This window comes from Pseudomonas sp. GP01-A4, from assembly GCF_058780865.1.
This window is the reverse complement of the sequence record NZ_JBYSWF010000096.1, coordinates 1-18,199: the sequence shown is the minus strand read 5'-3', so window position 1 is coordinate 18,199 and position 18,199 is coordinate 1. Positions and strand designations below refer to the sequence as shown.

At 61.6% G+C, this 18,199-nt stretch carries 10 protein-coding genes; 1 reads left to right on the top strand and 9 read right to left on the bottom strand.

Annotated elements, in window-relative coordinates; all coding sequences use genetic code 11:
• The 3 genes from AC3WKX_RS31710 to AC3WKX_RS31700 form a co-directional block, all read right to left on the bottom strand.
• Positions 1–1,859, bottom strand: a 1,859-nt coding sequence (locus AC3WKX_RS31710) for an Ig-like domain-containing protein (protein WP_492577170.1), incomplete at its 3' end; no start/stop codon positions are given.
• 867 nt (positions 1,860–2,726) lie between these two features.
• Positions 2,727–3,614 (bottom strand): 3-hydroxyisobutyrate dehydrogenase, encoded by an 888-nt coding sequence (mmsB, locus tag AC3WKX_RS31705; RefSeq protein ID WP_003214181.1) that lies wholly within the window; start codon positions 3,612–3,614, stop codon positions 2,727–2,729.
• A 14-nt stretch (positions 3,615–3,628) separates the two neighbouring features.
• The gene (locus AC3WKX_RS31700; protein ID WP_008430611.1) at positions 3,629–5,146 is read right to left on the bottom strand and encodes a CoA-acylating methylmalonate-semialdehyde dehydrogenase; all 1,518 of its coding nucleotides are present in this window, start codon (positions 5,144–5,146) and stop codon (positions 3,629–3,631) included.
• A gap of 131 nt (positions 5,147–5,277) precedes the next feature.
• On the opposite strand from AC3WKX_RS31700, the gene AC3WKX_RS31695 reads away from it, so the two are divergent.
• Entirely contained in the window at positions 5,278–6,225 is a 948-nt protein-coding gene (locus tag AC3WKX_RS31695) for a LysR family transcriptional regulator (RefSeq protein WP_008430612.1), read from the top strand.
• Between the two features lie 135 nt (positions 6,226–6,360).
• Here the strand turns inward: AC3WKX_RS31695 and yfiB are convergent, their stop codons facing one another.
• The 6 genes from yfiB to recC all read right to left on the bottom strand — a co-directional run bounded on the left by yfiB (position 6,361) and on the right by recC (position 18,024).
• A complete protein-coding gene (gene yfiB / locus AC3WKX_RS31690) occupies positions 6,361–6,852 on the bottom strand; it encodes an outer membrane lipoprotein YfiB (RefSeq protein WP_003214188.1) in 492 nt (163 codons plus the stop codon).
• A 4-nt stretch (positions 6,853–6,856) separates the two neighbouring features.
• Complete coding sequence (gene dgcN, locus AC3WKX_RS31685; protein ID WP_003214191.1) at positions 6,857–8,125, bottom strand: diguanylate cyclase DgcN/YfiN; 1,269 nt, start codon at positions 8,123–8,125, stop codon at positions 6,857–6,859.
• A complete protein-coding gene (gene yfiR / locus AC3WKX_RS31680; protein ID WP_102605613.1) occupies positions 8,122–8,691 on the bottom strand; it encodes a regulatory sequestration protein YfiR in 570 nt (189 codons plus the stop codon). The genes dgcN and yfiR overlap by 4 nt, the downstream gene beginning before the upstream one ends.
• 161 nt (positions 8,692–8,852) lie before the next feature.
• The gene (recD, locus tag AC3WKX_RS31675; protein WP_102605614.1) at positions 8,853–10,904 is read right to left on the bottom strand and encodes an exodeoxyribonuclease V subunit alpha; all 2,052 of its coding nucleotides are present in this window, start codon (positions 10,902–10,904) and stop codon (positions 8,853–8,855) included.
• A complete protein-coding gene (gene recB / locus AC3WKX_RS31670; RefSeq protein WP_102605615.1) occupies positions 10,901–14,578 on the bottom strand; it encodes an exodeoxyribonuclease V subunit beta in 3,678 nt (1,225 codons plus the stop codon). The genes recD and recB overlap by 4 nt, the downstream gene beginning before the upstream one ends.
• Positions 14,575–18,024, bottom strand: coding sequence for an exodeoxyribonuclease V subunit gamma (gene recC / locus AC3WKX_RS31665; RefSeq protein WP_102605616.1), 3,450 nt, complete (start codon positions 18,022–18,024; stop codon positions 14,575–14,577). The genes recB and recC overlap by 4 nt, the downstream gene beginning before the upstream one ends.
• Between the last annotated feature and the right edge of the window lie 175 nt (positions 18,025–18,199).

The window sequence follows — 18,199 nt, the reverse complement described above, 5'->3', positions numbered from 1 at the left end:
GCGTCAGCATCAGCATCAGCATCAGCATCAGCATCAGCGTCAGCGTCCGCGTCGGCATCAGCATCGGCATCGGCATCGGCATCGGCATCGGCATCGGCATCCGCATCAGCGTCCGTATCATCAATATCAACAGCGATCACAGAAGCCGGAACAGACTCGTTGCCTGCTGCATCGGTCAATGTGACAGCCAGTGTTTCGCCGTTAACCTGAAGCGGATCCAGGGTGACTTGAAAATTACCGTCGTCGCCGACCGTGCCAGTGCCGATCACGTTGCCATCGGCGTCTTTCACGGTAACGGTCGCGCGCGGTTCGCCCTTGCCGGTGACGGTGCTGCCATCTTCGCCGACCACCAGGTTGGTTGGGGCATCCGGGGCGATGGTGTCCCCCGCGATGACGATGCCTGGCAGGGATTCCTTGCCCGAGAAGTTGCGCAGGAACACGCGTAGCCGCTCGCCATTGATGTGCAGCGAGTTCAGTTGCACCAGGAATGTGCCGTCATCTGCCACTGTTCCGCTGCCGACCACTTCACCAGCATCGTTGAGGACGATGACTTTGTGGGCCGCGGCGCCTTCACCGCTGAGCGTGTCACCCACGTCACTGATTGCCAGGTTGCGCGGCGCAAGCGGTGTCTCAATATCGGCGACAACCAGCGCACCCGGAGCCGACTCATTGCCGGCAGCGTCTTTGAGCGTGATCGCCAGGCTTTCGCCTTCGGACGCGGGTGTGTCGAGCGAAACCTGGAAATTGCCATCCGCGCCGACGGTGCCCGTACCGATCACGTTGCCGCTGGCATCCTTGATGCTCACGGCAGCGTTCGGTTCACCTTTACCGCTGACAGTTGCGCCATCGGCACTGATCACCAGGTTGGTCGGCGCATCAGGGGCGGTGCTGTCGCCAGCCACCACGGGGCTGGCGGACGATTCATTGCCGGCAGCATCCTTGAGGGTGACTTGCAGGGTTTCGCCATTGGTTTGCGCAGTTCCCAGGGTGACCTGGAAGTTGCCTTCAGCATCCACGGTGCCGGTGCCGAGGACCTCGCCATTGGCATCCTTGATGATCACGGTCGAATTAGGCTCGCCCTTACCGCTGACGGTTGTACCGTCTGCACTGACGGCCAAACCGTTCGGTGCGGCGGGGGCGGTTGTATCACCCGCTACCACAGACGCAGGTTGCGATTCCTGACCCGCGGCATCCTTGAGGACGACTTGCAGGGTTTCGCCATTGGTTTGCGGCTTGTCCAGGTTGACCTGGAAGTTGCCGTCGGTACCCACAGTGCCTGTGCCCAGTACGTTACCGGCGGCATCCTTGACGGTGACTGTGGTGCCAGGCTGACCTTTACCGCTGACCACCGTGCCCGCGCTGTTGACCGATAAACCGGTCGCAGCACCGGGTGCAGGAACTGGCGTTTGATGATGATGGCCACCACCACCGCCACCACCGCTCAATGCCGCGGCGGTACCGCCGACGGCGAGGATGCCCAAGCCCCACAGCACCCAGTCCGGCACCGCACTGTCAGCGGCAATGGCTGCCACACCCAGGTCATCCAGGGTCGAGATTTCGGTGAAGTTGAAACCCGAATACGGCGTGGAATAGTTGCCGAGCAACAATGTTCCGTCGGCATTTTCCAGAACCAGTTGGTTAGCGGAGCCGTCGGCTCCCACTACAAAAAAGTTCTGAATGGTGATGGTTTCTCCAGACTTCAGAGTGACCACCAGGTTTTGGCCGGACTGTTGAAACGATTGAACGCTTTCTTGTCCGAACGGCAGTTTTACAATGCTGGTTCCCTTGAGGCTGGCGTTGCCAAAGGCATGCTCTGTCGCCGTCCCCGTTGCCTTGTCGACAATAGTTATGTTTTTCATCTCTCACCCGTTTTTTATATGGACACACGTATTTCAGCGCGAGCGAATGCCCACGACGGTAGTTACCGCCGAGCACGAAACTCTTTTTGCGTTTATATAGGACTGGTCAGGATTTACAGCGATCAACCGACGCCGGTTTCTTCACGACATTGCAGACCCACACGCGTGCGCTTGCAACACGCTGACACCGAATGAGGTGGCACATCCTTGGCGTCAGAATAAGCCTGCCCGGGCCTTGGGCTGGACTGCATCGCAGCCCAGAGGTCGAGCAACCGGGAAAGGTGGCGGGCCAGGATGCGGGCTTTTTCAAGTTCCAGGGCGGCCTCGTTCGATGAGGCCGATAGCCCTGGGAAACCCGATGTACGCATCCATTCGCTAGCCATCTCTGACACACCTGCACAACTTTGAAAGTACAACGCTTCGGCGGAAGTTATCGAGACGCAGCAACCATGACAACGCTCGCAAAACCGATACTAGCGAGGCAATAGTCAACATCAAAGAGAAATGTAAACACGCAATAAACATGGGTGTTTAATGAGGGAAGCCACGACAAACCAAACACACATAACCGAGAAATCAATTATAACAACATGATAATCGAGCGCCCCATGGACACTCACCAAATGAATAACCCATGATCAAAAACATGATATTTCAGCGTCACACCTGAAACTTGTAAAAGTTTATTTCACAACTATAACAATGCAAAAAACCTTATCCCTAGGCATTAGTCGATAAGTAATACCGCCCTCCCACAAACGTCGCGAAGGGGTTTATTCAGGTCAAAAAAAAGCACCAGTAGTGAGCTGGTGCTGGAAGGTCTACGCAGTAAAAATCAGGGGCCTACAGTGAAGAAGGACAATCGCCCTACTTTGGTTTTCGATAGCTGTTGATGATCGCCGAGAAGTCCTTGCCCCCTTCCCCTCGTTGGCTCATCGATTGATACAACTGCTGCGCCACTGCGCCGAGGATCACCGGCTGGTGTGCCTGGCGGGCCGCTTCAGTGGCCAGTCCCAGATCCTTGAGCATCAGTTCTGCACCAAACCCACCGGTATAACCCCGGGACGACGGCGCCGTCTCGATAATCCCGGGCCATGGGTTGTAGGTGTCCGAACTCCAGCAGCGCCCGGTGGAGCTGTTGATGATTCCCGCCAACACTTGGGTGTCGATGCCCAGCGCATCGCCCAGGGCCATGGCTTCGCTGACGCCGACCATGGTGATACCCAGCAGCAGGTTGTTGCAGATCTTGGCGATTTGCCCGGTGCCGACTTCGCCGCAATGGACGATGTTGCGGCCCATCTGCGCCAGCACCGGTTGCAGGGTGGCGAACAGTTCCGGGGTGGCGCCGACCATGAAGGTCAACGTCCCGGCCTGGGCACCGCCGGTGCCGCCGGACACTGGAGCATCCGCCATCACCACGCCTTGTTTCGCTGCCGCCGCCGCTACATCGCGGGCGGTCTGCGGGTCGATGGTGCTGCAATCCACCGCCGGCACGCCTTTGCCGATGCCGGCGAGCACGCCGTCTTCACCGAGCCACACACTGCGCACATGGGCCGCAGCCGGGAGCATGGTCACCACCAACTCGGCGCCTTCGGCTGCCGCGCGCGGTGAAGCGCTGATGGTGCCGCCCAGTTCCGCCAGTTCCTTGAGCACGGTCTGGTTCAGGTCGAACAGGTTCAGCGCATGGCCAGCCTTGATCAGGTTGCGCGCCATCGGCGCGCCCATGTTGCCCAGGCCGATAAATGCAATCTTCATGGTCGTCTCCTCGATCAGCGCAGGTTGATGGTGGTGTTGACGCCATCGTTGACGCTGTCGTCGTCGAACCAGCGGCTAGTGACGGTTTTGGTCTGGGTGTAGAACTGCACCACTTGCTTGCCGTACGGGCCCAGGTCGCCGAGTTTCGAACCACGGGAACCGGTGAAGCTGAAGAACGGAACCGGCACGGGGATCGGGATGTTGATGCCGACCTGGCCCACATCGATTTCGCTCTGGAATTTACGCGCCGCCGCGCCGCTCTGGGTGAACAGGCCGGTGCCGTTGCCGAACGGGTTGGCGTTGACCAGGGCGATGGCTTGGTCGAGGGTGTCGACTTCCAGCACCACCAGCACCGGGCCGAAGATTTCCTGGGTGTAGATCTGCATGTCGGTGGTCACGCCGGAGAACAACGTCGGGCCGACGAAATTGCCGTCCTCGAAGCCCGGCACCTTGATGCCGCGGCCATCCAGCTCCAGCTTGGCACCTTCTTTTACGCCGCTTTCGATCAGGTCGAGAATGCGTGCCTTGGCGCGCTTGGAGATTACCGGACCCACATCGGTACCGGCTTCGCTGCCGGCGTTCACCTTGAGCTTTTGCGCCAGGGCCTTGAGGTCCGGCAGCCATTGCTTGGCCGCGCCTACCAGCACCACCACGGAAGTTGCCATGCAACGCTGACCCGCCGCACCGAAACCGGCGCCGACCAGGGCGTTCAGGGTTTGTTCGCGATTGGCATCCGGCAGCACCACGGCGTGGTTCTTGGCGCCCATCATCGATTGCACGCGCTTGCCGTGTTTACCGGCGAGGTCGTAGACGTGAGTCCCCACGGCGGTCGAACCGACGAAGGACACGGCCTTGATATCTTTGTGGGTGCACAGCGCATCCACCACGTCCTTGCCGCCGTGAACCACGTTCAGCACGCCGGCTGGCACCCCGGCTTCCAGCGCCAGTTCAACCAGCAGCAGGGTCGACAGCGGGTCCTGTTCCGATGGCTTGAGTACGAACGTGTTACCGCAGGCAATGGCCATCGGGAACATCCACAGCGGAATCATTGCCGGGAAGTTGAACGGGGTGATGCCGGCGCACACGCCGATCGGCTGGCGTAGGGTGTAGGTATCCACACCGCCGGCGACGTTTTCAGCGAATTCGCCCATCTGCAGGGTGCCGATGGAGCACGCGTGCTCGACCACTTCCAGGCCACGGAAAATGTCGCCTTCAGCGTCGGCAATGGTCTTGCCCTGCTCGGCACTCAGGACCACGGCGATGCGCTTGGAGTGCTCGCGGATCAAGGCTTGCAGCTTGAGCATGATGCGCATGCGCGCACCGATCGGCGTCAGCTTCCAGGTCTGGAAGGCGCGATGGGCGGCGTCGATGGCAGCGTTGACTTCTTCAGGGGTGGAAAACGGTACGCGGGCCAGCACTTGCTGGGTAGCGGGGTTGACGATGTCTTGCCATTCGGTGGTCCTGGATTCGACCCATTCGCCGTTGATCAGCAGCTTGACCTGTTTTACGGAAATATCGGCAGATGCGTTCATGTGGTCTCCAATTCTTGTAGGTATGCAGAGAACCAAGGCGTTGAATCGCCTTGAGGATGAGGCGTTCGGACTTTTTTTGGAGTATAGATGTGCAAACTTCTAATAAGAACGCACATAAAAGCCGGTCCAATATGCAAAAAAACATCACGTCACTGGGCTCCCTGAACTGGGATGACCTGAAGTTTTTCCTCGAAGTCGCGCGTACCCGCAAGGCCAGCGTCGCTGCCAAGCGCTTGGCGGTGGACTACACCACGGTGTCGCGGCGCATCAGTTCCCTTGAAGGATCGTTGGGCACTCTCCTGTTTGAAAAGTCCCGGACCAACGGCTTCGTATTGACCACCGAAGGCCAGCGCCTGCTGGGCTACGCCGAGTCCATCGAAAGCACGTTGCACATGGCCTGCGAACAGGTTTCCGGCTCCGGCGTGGCGCTGTCCGGCCACGTGCGCATGGGCTGCACCGAAGGGTTCGGCAGCTTCTTCGTCACCCCGCAACTGAGCCACTTCGTCGACACCTACCCGGCGATCTCGGTGGACATCCTGCCCCTGCCCCACTTCATCAGCCTGTCCAAGCGCGAGGCGGATATCGTCATCGCCCTGGAACGACCGGAACACGGGCCGTACGTGTGCTGCAAGCTGTGCGACTACAAGCTGCAGCTGTACGCGACACAGGAATACCTGGACCAGCACCCGCCCATCCGCCGGGCGGCGGACCTGGCCGAGCATCCGTTTATCAGCTACGTGGATGATTTAGCGTTCAGTTCAGAGCTGCTGTACCTGGCCAATGTAGTGCCCGGCGCCAGCGCCAGTTTGCGCAGCACCAGCGTGATTGCGCAGTATGTGGCGGCGCAGCAAGGGCGCTCGCTGGCGATCCTGCCGTGCTTTTTGGCGGCGCAGGACCCGCGATTGCTGCCGGTGCTGGGCAAGGAAATCAATATCACGCGGCAGTTCTGGATGTACTGCCGCGAGGACTTGAGGAAGTTGAAACGGATCACCCTGCTGTGGGATTACATCCGTGAGGTGACGGAGCAGAATCAGCCGTTGTTGATGGGGGAAACGCGGGAGATGGTGTTTGCCGATTAAATAAAATGTGGGAGCCGGGCTTGCCCGCTATAGCAGTGTGTCAGTCACCCAATACATCAACTGATCCACCGCCATCGCGGGCAAGCCCGGCTCCCACATTGATTGCATTCCAACTCGAACTGCCCGAAAGCCAGACTAGTCCGCAATCACCACAATCGACACCCGGCGATTCTCGGTGCGCCCCGCCGCTGTCGCGTTGGACGCCACCGGCTCGCTGCTGCCCAGTCCGCGCAGTTGTACGTTTTCTTCTTTCATCCCAACGCCTGCCAACACGTGCGCAACGCTTTTGGCTCGGCGCAGGGACAGTTGCTGGTTGTAGGTTTCCTTGCCCGAGGCGTCGGTGTGGCCGTCGACCCGCACGCGCTCAATGCCCACGCCCAGCAGCGCCTTGCCGATGCGCTGGACGATCTCGGTGCTGGGGGCATTCAGACTTTCGACGTCGCTGCCAAACAGCACCTTGCCCGAGAGGCCAAAGGCCCAGCCTTCGTCAGTCAGTTCAAAACCCTGCTGTTTGAGCACGGCGATTTGCGCCGGTGTCAGGCCTTTGGGCGGCGGGGTCTGGCAGCCGCTCAGGGCGAGCAGAGCCACGAGCAAGGTGATGAATAAAAAGCGTGCGGTCGAGAACAAGGGATCAACTCCTGTGTTGAACGTCGGCGGCGGGGGACTCCGATTCCGCCGTTTGCTGGCCACCCTGGGAAAGCCGTTTGGCCTGGTACATCGCCGCATCGGCGGCGTTGAGCAGGTTACCGGGGGTGGCGCCATGATCGGGGTAGACGGCGATGCCGATACTGAGTGAGGTCAATACGTGGGCGTCGCCGGGCAGCGCAATGGGCGCGTCCATGCTGGCGATGATTTTTTCGGCAATGCGCTGGGCGTCCTCAAGTCGGTGCAGAGGCGACAGCAAGATGGCGAATTCATCGCCGCCCAGGCGTGCCACCAGGTCGTCTTCACGCAGTTGCGCACGAATGCGCGTAGCCACTGCCACCAATACCGCATCGCCGGCGGCGTGGCCGAAGTTGTCGTTGATGTCTTTAAAGCGGTCGCTGTCGAGGAACAAGACCGCTACTTTCTCGTTGAGCTTGGCGGCGCTGCGCAGGGCGCGGATCAGCCGACCTTCGAAGAACGCACGGTTGGGCAGCCCGGTCAGGCTGTCGTGGCTGGCCTGGTGGGCGAGGGTTTCGTTTTCGCTTTGCAGGTGGGTCTGCCAGGCCTCCAGTTCGTCGAGCAGGGCATTGAAGTCATTGCCCAGGCTGTCGAGTTCGGCGATTTTCGCCGGCGGTACGCGTCGGTCAAAGGCCCGCTCGCTTCGGGCGGCGTGGGCCACCGAGGCCAGGCTGTGCAACGGTCCGGTGATGCCGCGTAACAAACGCCGCGCCAGGTACAGTGCAACCCAGGCGCTGAGGGCGGTGCACACCAGAATCCCGGCCAGGCCGCTGAGCAGGAAGCGCAACAGGCTGCCGCCGTGGCCGGTCAGGTGCACGCTGCCGATGACCTGGCCCTGGTGCAGGATCGGCTGGGTGATGGGCTGTTCGAGCAGGGCATGCGCCAACTGCAGCTCAATCATCGACAGCATCCCGGTTTCAGGGCGCTCCCAATGGGCCAGTTGCTTGCCGTCGACGTTGAAGACTTCCGCCTCGGCCACTTCTTCCTCCGAGGCGATCACGCCCAACGCCTCGGTGGCCGCCGCGCTGTCGTTGAACACCACGGCCGCTTCCACGGTGTAGTTGATGGAGCGGGCGATCAGGTGCAGATTGTGGTCGGCATACACCCGCAGCGCGAGCACGCCGAGCAGGGTCAGGGAGATACTGGCCATGCTGACGGCCATCAGCGCCAGGCTCAGGTGCCCGCGCCCGATCACTGAACGCAAGGTAGGACGCACTGGCGCCTTATCGACACTCATGACCCCGGCGCTCGACGTCGGGACAGCTGCAGCACACTCGGATGAATGCGCACACCGCTACGGGCAACGGAATCCAGGTTGACCTCGAACGACACCTGTTCGTCGGCTACCCGCAGGCAGAACAGGCTGCCCACGGTGCATTGGTCGCCGCCTTCGCTGATGCTGAGCACCGGATGACCGATCAATGCCGCGAACAGGCGGCTGCGCTCGTCGCTGGTCAATTGGCCGATGTACACGGCGTCGCAGGCATTGGCGATGTCTGGATGGTCGGCCAGCAAACGCTGCACCACTACCGGACGGCCGGTAGCCTGGGTGGTGCCTTTGACCAGGTCATCGGTGTATTGGGTTGGCCCGACAATGCACAAACGCAATTGCGCGGGCTCTACCGGCCAGCGGGCGTAACTGAGAATTCCCAGGACCACTTGGGTGACGGCCTTGGCCCGCTGATCGGCCATGCCGGCAGGCGGCTGGGCAAAAGCAAGAGGCGTGAACACGCACAGAAGCGCAAACAGCAGCATTCGTCTCCAGCTCAAACTTCGCTCTGTGGGCGAGACAGCCACGTTCATGCAGCGATTCTCTTTGATCTTCTCGGGATGATGCCGCAACGATAGCACAACGGCGGAAAACCCCCGAGGCGACACCCAGGAGGATTCCGACATTTTATTAAGAAAAATCACACATTTGGATCAGAAAATTTAGATGTCCCATCGGTCAGCTTCTTTGACGATCAAGTGCCCAGTTCCAGCATCAGCCCACTCAAGCGTTTCACCTTGCGGCTCACCGCCTCTTCGAATACGCCACCCCGGGGTTCGATCAGGCTGAACCAGTCCTTGGCGCGGGTGATGCCGGTGTAGATCAGCTCTTTGGTGAGCACCGGGTTCAAGGCGTCCGGCAAAATCAGTGCGGTGTGGATGAATTCAGAGCCCTGAGATTTGTGCACCGTCATCGCGTAGACGGTTTCGACGTCGTTGAGCCGGCTGGGCAACACAAACCGTACGCCGCCCTGGCCATCGTTGCGCGGGAACGCGACGCGCAGAACCTGCGGCCCGCCGTCGCTTTCGGGCAGCTTGAGGGCGATACCGATATCGCCGTTCATCAGGCCCAGGCCGTAATCGTTGCGAGTCATCAACACCGGGCGCCCTTCGTACCATTGCTGGTCGCTGTCGATCAGCCGGGCCTTGAGCAGCGCGGCGGTAATGCGCAGGTTCAGGCCCTCCACGCCCCATGGGCCCTTGCGTACGGCGCAGAGCAACTGGAATGCGTCGAAGGCTTTCAGCAGCTTTTGCGCCCAGAGCGTCCAGGCCTCGTCATCCCGTGGCGTCTCCAGGGACGGACGCGCGGTCTGCAGCAGTTTCAGGTAATGGCGATAACCGTGGGCACCGTCGCCATGGCCGTCCAGCACCAGGCGCTCCAGGGCATGGTCCTGCTCGCCCTTGAGGCTGACGCAAAACAGGTCGGCATGGCTGCGGGCAGCCAGCAGTTTGCGGGCCTGCTCAGGGTTTTGCTGGTTGACCCAGCGGGCCAGTTGGCCAATGCCGCTGCCTTCGCCGAAACGCCGCGAGTAACGCAGCATCACCACTTGTTGCGCCAAGGGGTGGCTACCGTCGAGGTCTTCCTGCAGGCCGCTGGCGCCGAGGTCTTCGCCGCTGACCTGTTGCAGCCACTGGCGGGTTTGCGGGCTGTAGAAACCGGCTTCGGCGTCGCGGCACAAATCCCCCAGCACCGCCCCGGCTTCAACCGAGGCCAACTGGTCCTTGTCACCCAGCAGCACCAGGCGAGCATGGGGTGGCAAGGCGTCCAGCAGGTTGGCCATCATTTCCAGGTCGATCATCGAGGCTTCGTCTACCACCAGCACGTCCAGGGGCAACGGATTGCCGATGTGATGCCGGAAGTGTCGGGTGCCGGGACGGCTGCCGAGCAAACGGTGAACGGTGGTGACCTGGGTCGGGATTTTTTCCTTCACCGCATCAGGCACTTTCAGCGACAGCACTTGCTGGCTGATGGACTCGGTCAAGCGCGCGGCCGCCTTGCCGGTGGGCGCCGCCAGACGGATGCGCAACGCGCTGCCCGCTTCCACGGCGGGGGCCTGCAACAGCGCAAGCAAACGCACCACCGTGGTGGTCTTGCCGGTACCCGGCCCGCCGGTGACGATGCTGAATGCACCGCGGGTGGCCAAGGCGCAGGCGAGTTTTTGCCAGTCGACAACACCGTCTGGCGGGGCCTGGTCGAACAGGCGATTCAGGCGTTCGGGCAGATCGGCGGCAACGCTTTCCCGGGTGGCGAGTCGCAGGCGCAAAGCGCTGTCGATACGCCGTTCGTAGGTCCAGTAGCGGCGCAAGTACAGGCGTTTGCCCGACAGCACCAGTGGCCGGCTTTGCGCCTCCTCGCCGCCGTCGACGGCCAGTGCCACCAGACGGCTGGCGGCCAGGGCATGGCACCAATGGGCGCCGTCCAGGCCGTCGAGCAACTGTGATGGCAGTAGCATGACGCCGGTTTGCACATCGCCTTCGGGTGGCAGCGACAGAGCGAAATCCGGGGCCTTGAGGGTTTCGAACAGGTCCAGGCATACATGGCCATGGCCCAGTTGGTGGCTGGTCAGGGCCGCGGCCAGCAGGACTAAAGGGTCAGCCTGCGGATCGAGTTCGTGGAGGAAGCCGACAAAGGCCTTGTCCAGCGCGCGCAACCAGCCGCGCTGCACCCAGAGATCGAGCAGTTGCACCAGGTCGGCGGCGCGGCTGAGGGGCGTCAGCTCCTCAAGCGGTAACGGCGACAGGCTCATAGCAGCTCTCCTTGTTCCCAGGCGGGCTCGGCCTTGGGTGGTAGCGGTTTGCCCTGGAACAGCAGGTCCAGGCTTTCGATCAATTCCCGGGGTGGTCGGGTGAAATACGCGCCCTGGCTCGCGGAATGGGTGCCTCGCAGGAACAGGTACAACGCGCCGCCGACGTGACGGTCGTAGTCGTACTCCGGCAGCCGAGCCTTCAGCTGGCGATGCAGGGCCAGCAGGTAAAGTACGTATTGCAGGTCGTAACGATGGTCGAGGATCGACAGTTCCATGGCCTGCTGCGTGTAGGCCGAATCATCGGGACCAAGCCAATTGGATTTGTAGTCGGCCACGTAGTAGCGGCCTTCGTGCTCAAAGGTCAGGTCGATAAAACCCTTGAACATGCCATTGAGCAGCACCGGTTCGGCGGCCACGCGGGATACGCCATTGTGAGTGTGCTGGCACACCAGTTTGTCGAGTGCGAGGACGTCGACCTTGTGGCTGGCAAACCAGAACTCCATTTCGATCTGGTACTGCCGCAACTCGCTAAGGGCCACCTGCCCGTTGCCCAGCGGCAACCGGGCTTGCAACAGATGCCCGAGCCAACCGCCGAGTGTGCCGATCCAGCCTTCCCAGCCACGTCGGTTGCAGCGGCGGGCAACCGCATCTTCGATGGCCTCCGGGGTAACATTGAAGCCTTCGCCGCCCGCCCATTCCAGCAGGCCATGGAGGAAGGTGCCGGGATTCGGCCCGCGTGGGAAACGGTGAATATCGCCACCGGAAGCCGGCACTTCGCGTGGGGCATCCGGGTCGAGGCGTTCGTCATCGAACAGCTTCTGCGCTTGTGGGCTTTCCGGCGCTTCGAGGCTCGCCGCACTCATGCTCTCGCCGATACGCAGCGCGCTGTAGGAAGCGATCCACCAGTTTTCTGCCGCCTTGCGCTTGGGCAGCAGCGGCGCGAGCAAGGTGGCTTCGTTACGCGGCGGGTGGAATACGACCGCATCGGCCTCGGGCACTTCTGCGTAATGCAGTGCCGGGCAACCTTCCTGCAGGTCAAGCAACCAGCGGGCCAGGCCGCCGGACTCGCCAAGTGAAGCGCCGCCGCCGAGCAAGTAGCCCAGGGCCGACAGGTGCAGCACCGAGCTGTTGTTATTGCCACGCTTGAGGTCGGCGATGCCCAGCCAGCAGGCGTGTTTGGCGCGGGTCAGCGCCACGTAAAACAGACGCAAGTCTTCGGCCAGCCGTTCATCGTCGGCTTGGGCGATCAACTCGGCGGTGGGCCTGAGGCTGACCTGGGATTTGCCGTTTGCGTCGTGGTAATGCAACGGCAGGCGGCTGCCATCCACCGGTTTTGCCGAGCAAATGAACGGCAGGAAAACCAGGTCGTATTCCAGCCCCTTGGATTTGTGGATCGTTACCACTTTGACCAGTTGTTCATCACTTTCCAGGCGCAGGATCTGCTCTTCACCGGCCTGGCCGGAAAGCGCGAGATGTTCGGCCAGATGGCGAATCAGCGCTTGTTCACCGTCCAGCTCTGCGGCCGCCTGTTGCAGCAATTCCGAGAGGTGCAACAGGTTGGTCAATACCCGCTCGCCATCGCTGCGGGTGATCAGGGTTTGCGGCAATTTGAAGTCGTGCAACAGGCGCCGCAGCATCGGCAGCACGCCTTGGGTGCGCCAGATCGTACGGTAATCGCGGAACTGCATTACGCGTTGTTCCCACGCCAGTTCGTCCTGGTTCAGACGCTCCAGTTCGGGCAGCGACAGGTTCAAGGTGACGCAAGCCAGGGCGGCGCGCAGTGGGCGCTCGACGTCCGGCTCGGCACAGGCCTTGAGCCAGGCCAGCAGGTCGTGGGCTTCCTGGGCGGCGAACACGGAATCCTTATCGGAAAGGTAAACGCTGCGCACGCCACGGGCAGCCAGTTCACCGCGCACGGCCTGGGCTTCCTTGCCGTCGCGCACGAGGATGGCGATGTCTGACGGCAGCACGCCTTTGAAGCTAGCGTCTTTGCCGAGGAATCCGGCAGTTCCCTGCTGGCCGCCATTGAGTAACGCGACGATTTGACTGGCGCAGGACGCGGCCAACTGTTGGCGGTAGAGCACGCCGGAGATCGGCTGGTCGGTGGGTAGATGCCAGAGATTCAGCGCACGCAACGTCTGACCGTTGACCTGCAGTTGTTCCTTACGGCCTTGGGACAATACCGACTGGAACGGCACCGGATTCGTACCGTCGGGTTCACGGAACAGGAACGCTCCACGGCCTTTTTCTGCGCGCTGGAATACATGGTTTACCGCCTCGACCATGGCATGGCTCGAACGGAAGTTGGTGCCCAGGGTGTGATGGCGGCCGGTGGTGGACTGGCGCGCGCGCAGGTAGGTGTAGATGTCGGCGCCACGGAAGGCGTAGATCGCCTGCTTTGGGTCGCCGATCAGGAACAGGCCGCTGTCGAGGTGGTTTTCTTCGATGCGGTAGATGCTGTCGAAGATGCTGTATTGCACCGGGTCGGTGTCCTGGAATTCGTCGATCAGGGCGACCGGGAATTGCTCGCGGATCACGCTGGCCAAACGCTCGCCGCCGTCGGCTTGCAGGGCGGCGTTGAGGCGGATCAGCATGTCGTCGAAGCCCATTTCGGCGCGCCGGCGCTTTTCTTCTTCGAAGCGTTTCCCCACCCAGCCGGCGGCGTGTTGCAGTACAGCAGCATCGGGCGTTGGCAGGGCGTCGAGGCTGGCCTTGAGACTGGCCATGGCGTCGATACCCGGATGGCGTGGTGGTTCGCCTTTCCAGGCTTCGGCCATGCCGTCGGGGGTCAGGCGGGTGAAACCGGTGCCGATGTCCAGTTGTTCGAGAGACTCGTCAGCTGCCCAGGCGCTGATTTTTTCGAACCAGGGTTCGAAGTAACGGGCTTGCATCTTGCGACCATCGACGGCTTTGGCGGCGACGGCCTGCAGGCAAATGTTGCGCAATTCTTCTGCCCATTGTTGCCAGGGTGCCTTGAGCGCGACGAGGGCTTGGCGGCGCTCTTGCAGGCATTCGTTGATCAGCTCGGCGGGGTCACGCGTTTCATCCGTGGGCCGCTCGCTGCCGAACAGCGCGCGTACCCGTGGCATCAGGGCCGCCGGGCCGCCCCAATTGTTGCGCACCCAGTTCAGCGCATCGTCGTGCATCGGGTAGCAGAACAGCCGCCAGTAGTCGCGCAGCACTTCGCCGAGCAGGTCGCTGTGGTCGGTCTCCAGGGTCTGGGTGAACAGGCTCCCGCTGTCGAAGGCGTGCTCGCGCAGCATGCGCTGGCACCAGCTGTGAATGGTCGAGACGGCGGCTTCATCCATCCACTGGGCGGCGATGTCCAGGCGATTGGCGCAGCCGGGCCATTGTGCGGGGCTGTATTGGTCGCGCAGTTCGGCGATCAACGCGTCGGGTTCTTCGATTTCTTCGCGGAAAAAACGCGCGGCTTCTGCCAGGCGGATTCGGATGCGTTCACGCAGCTCTTTGGTGGCGGCATCAGTGAAGGTCACGACGAGAATTTGCGGCGGCAGCAACTCGCGGCCGAAACCCGATTCGTCACCTCCGTGGCCGAGTACCAGACGCAGGTAGAGCGCCGAGATGGTAAATGTCTTGCCTGTGCCGGCACTGGCTTCGATCAGTTGGCTACCCTTGAGCGGGAAGGCCAGGGCCAGGGGTTTTGTACCGCTCATGCGCTGGCCTCCGCGCTGGTGAGTGATCGCCAGGGAGCGTTGATCAACGGTCGATAGAGGGTTTCGCACCAGCCTTCGAACTCTTCGCTGGCCATCAAGGCGGCGTAGTCGGGGAACTGTCGGATGAGCGCAGGGCTTTCACGGCGCTCGCCGTCGCTGGTTTGGCCGTCGCCTTCGTAGGCTTTGCTGGCGGCGGCTTGCGCTTTGGCCGGGTCGGTTTGACCGAGCCAGGCGAATGCGGTTTTAACGGCGACCGGCAGTGGTTCGCTCATGCCGGTTTTCCAGGCGAGCAGCAGGTTGCCGAGGAGCTCCCGGGCTGTGGCTTGCTCAAGTGGGGCCAATAGCAGTGTGTCGTCGCTGGCGACCAGGCCGGTACTTAACGGAAGGCCGCAGGCACAGGCCACCAGGTGGTTGACCCATGGGCGAATCAGGCGATGCCATTTACGGGTCTTGATCGAGCCGATGCTGTTGGGGATGGCGGTGACGCTTAGAAAGCCGCCATCGCTGCGTTGATGCAGGCCACTGATCCAACCTTCCAGCTGGATGCCTTGATGCTCAAAACTGATCGGTTCGGCGCTGGTGTGCGGAGTTGGCCAGAGTGCCAGGAGTTGCTGGTAACGCTGCAACAGGTCGGGCAGAGGCTCGATCAGTTCTTTGCGCAGGCATTCGCCGAAACCAACCATCGGCAACAAGCCACTGCCTTGCAGACGCAGGGCCTGGGCGTTGAGGGCTTCGTCGAGGTTGTCGGGGCGGGTGAGTGCCGCCGTGAGCAAACTGTCGCTCAGGCTATAGCGCTGCAGTGCATCGAGGACGAAGGGTTCTTCATCTTCCAGCGGGACTTCGGCGGCTTCGAAAAACACTTTCAGGCGCTGGCTGAAAAAGTGTTTGACCGGGTTGCGCAGGAAGTCTTGCAGTTGGCCAAGGCTCAACGGTTCTTCCTGGGTGTAGGGTGCGAGGCTGCCGGTATCGGGCACGCTGTCCGGGGTTGCGTGGAGCAACTGCCATTCGCGGGCGTAGCTGAACAGCTTGTCACCTTCATGGAAGTAGCGGGCGCTGAAGGGCTGGAGCGGGTGTTCCTGGGTAGTGGCTTCCAGGAGTGGTTCGCCACTGGTGGTGTGCCAGCCGCTGGCAATGTGGTCGCGCAACTGCCCGATCAGGACCGATGCCGGGCGATCACTGTTGTCGCGGATACTGCGGCCGACCCAACTGATGTAGAGCTGGTCGCGGGCGGAGAGCAGGGCTTCGAGCAACAGGTAGCGATCGTCTTCGCGCCGTGACCGATCGCCTGGGCGGTAGTCGCTGCCCATCAGGTCGAAGTCCAGCGGCGGTTGTGCGCGTGGGTAGTCGCCATCGTTCATGCCAAGTAGGCAAACCAGCTTGAACGGGATCGCGCGCATGGGCATCAAGGTACAAAAATTGACAGCTCCCGCGAGGAAGCGCTGGGACAGCCGGCCTTGGTCGAGGCCTGCCAGCCAGGCCTCGCGGACTACGGTCAGGGGTAATTCGTCATGCAGGCCGACGGACTCGCAGGTCTCCAGCCAGGTTTCTCTCAGTTGCTCGAGTTGACCCAACAGGTAGTCGTCGTGCTCGTTGCTCGGGAGGAAGAACAACTGCATCAGGTTTTGCAGGCGCTCGCCCCACTCTGTCGGCGCGGCAGGTTGCGAAAGTGCCTGGTGGGCGTTGTGCAGCGCATCGAGCAGTGCGACCAGCGGGCCGATCAAGGCCGCATCGAGTCCGCCGATTTCATCGTACGGCTCGATGCCATCGCAGGCAGAGCCCGTACCGACGGCGTAGCCCAGGAGCATGCGACGCAGGCCGAACCGCCAGCTGTTTTGCTCCAGCTCCTGGGGCAAGCCGAGGCCGGCGCGTTGTTCGGCGTTGAGGCCCCAACGGATACCGGCGCCTTCGATCCAGCGGTGCAGGGTCGGCAGGTCGCGCTCCTTGATGGCGAAGCGTTCCCGCAGGGCCGGGACGTCGAGGAGGTCGAGGATTTCGCTGACCGGAAAACGGCTGTCCGGGAGCTTGAGCAAGTGTTCGACGGCGATCAGTAATGGATCGCGGCCGCGCTGGCCTTGGTCCGTAAGCGTGAACGGAATGAAGCGTAGGTCGCTTCTTTCAAGCTGGCCGAATACGGCGCGAATATGCGGCGCGTAGCTGTCGACGTCGGGGACCATGACGATGATGTCCCGTGGGCGCAGCGTGGGGTCGGCGCTGAAGCGCTGCAGTAACTGGTCGTGAAGAACTTCGACTTCACGCTGGGCACTGTGGGCGATGTGGAAGCGAATGGAAGTGTCGCGCGCCAGGTCGACGCTTGGCCAGAGTTCACGGGTTTCGTTGAGGGGGCGCAGTTCGAGGATGTCGTCCTGGAGTTGATTGAGCAAGGTGGTGGGCTCGCTCTCGCTGAACAGGTCGATACGACCGTCACGGAATGCCGAGCGGTAACTGTTGGGGTCGTCGTAGCTGTCCAACAGGTTGATGTAGTCGCGACCTTGCTTACCCCAGGCAGCGAGCAGCGGGTGGGCGTGCTGATGCAGGGTTTGCGGGTCGATGGTGACCGGCATTCCGGCCTTGCGTGCCTGGCGCTTGTATTCGTTTCGGAGCAGGTCTTTGTCGGCGACGATGTCGGACCAGTGATGGCGACAAGGGTTGTGCACACACAGCAGCACCTGGCTGAAACGGGCGAGGCCGGCAAGGGCTTCCAGCGCTTGGGCTGGCAAGGAGGAAATGCCGAAGACGATCACGCGGGAGGGCAGGCCTATCGGTGCCTGCTCCAGGCTATTGATGCGCTCGATAAAGCGTTGGTGAACTCCGGCGCGACTTTGAGCCATGCCCTCCTCTCCTACGTCCAACAGCAGGGCGCGCCATAGTTCGGCTTGCCAGCAGTTGGCCGGGCTCAAAGGTTTGGATTCGCCACGGCCATTGCGCAGTTGATGGCGACCGGCAGCCCAATCTTCCAGCCAGTCGGCACGGTAGACCTGGTATTGGTCGAACAGGTCGGCGAGGCGTTCCGCGAGTTGGTAGCGTTTGCGCAGATCCGTATCGTGGGTCAGGAAGCGTTGCAGGGGTTCGAAATGGGGCTGATCGATCAGCTCCGGCAACAGGCGCATGAGACGCCAGGTCAGTGGGGCTTTATCCAGCAGGGACTTGGGCGGGATTTCGTCTTTGCCCAGGACCATGCGATAGAGCTGCCACATGAAGCTACCGGGAAGCTGCACATCAATAGCGGCAGCGATGCCGCAACCGCCCATGTCGTCGTCTTCAGGGTCTTCAGCCAGCGCCAGTTTCAGCCACTGGGCAATGCCGTTGCTTTGTACCAGGGCGATTTCGTTTTCCAGGGGAGCCAGCGGGTAACGGCGCATCCAGCTGACAACCAGGCTGCGCAGCTCATCCAGGCGGTTGCCGTGAACCACCATGAATCCAGCACTGAGGGACGTCGCATCCGGCATAACGGCTTCCTTGGGAAAAGCAAAATCGAGGGATGGACTTTAGCATTGAAGACAATCGTAGGCTGCAAGTGAGGAACACTTGGAGACGCTCGCCATACTTTCCGACCGCGCAAAACAAAACCCCTGACTGCATAAGCAATCAGGGGTTCTGGAATTTAATCTTGACGATGACCTA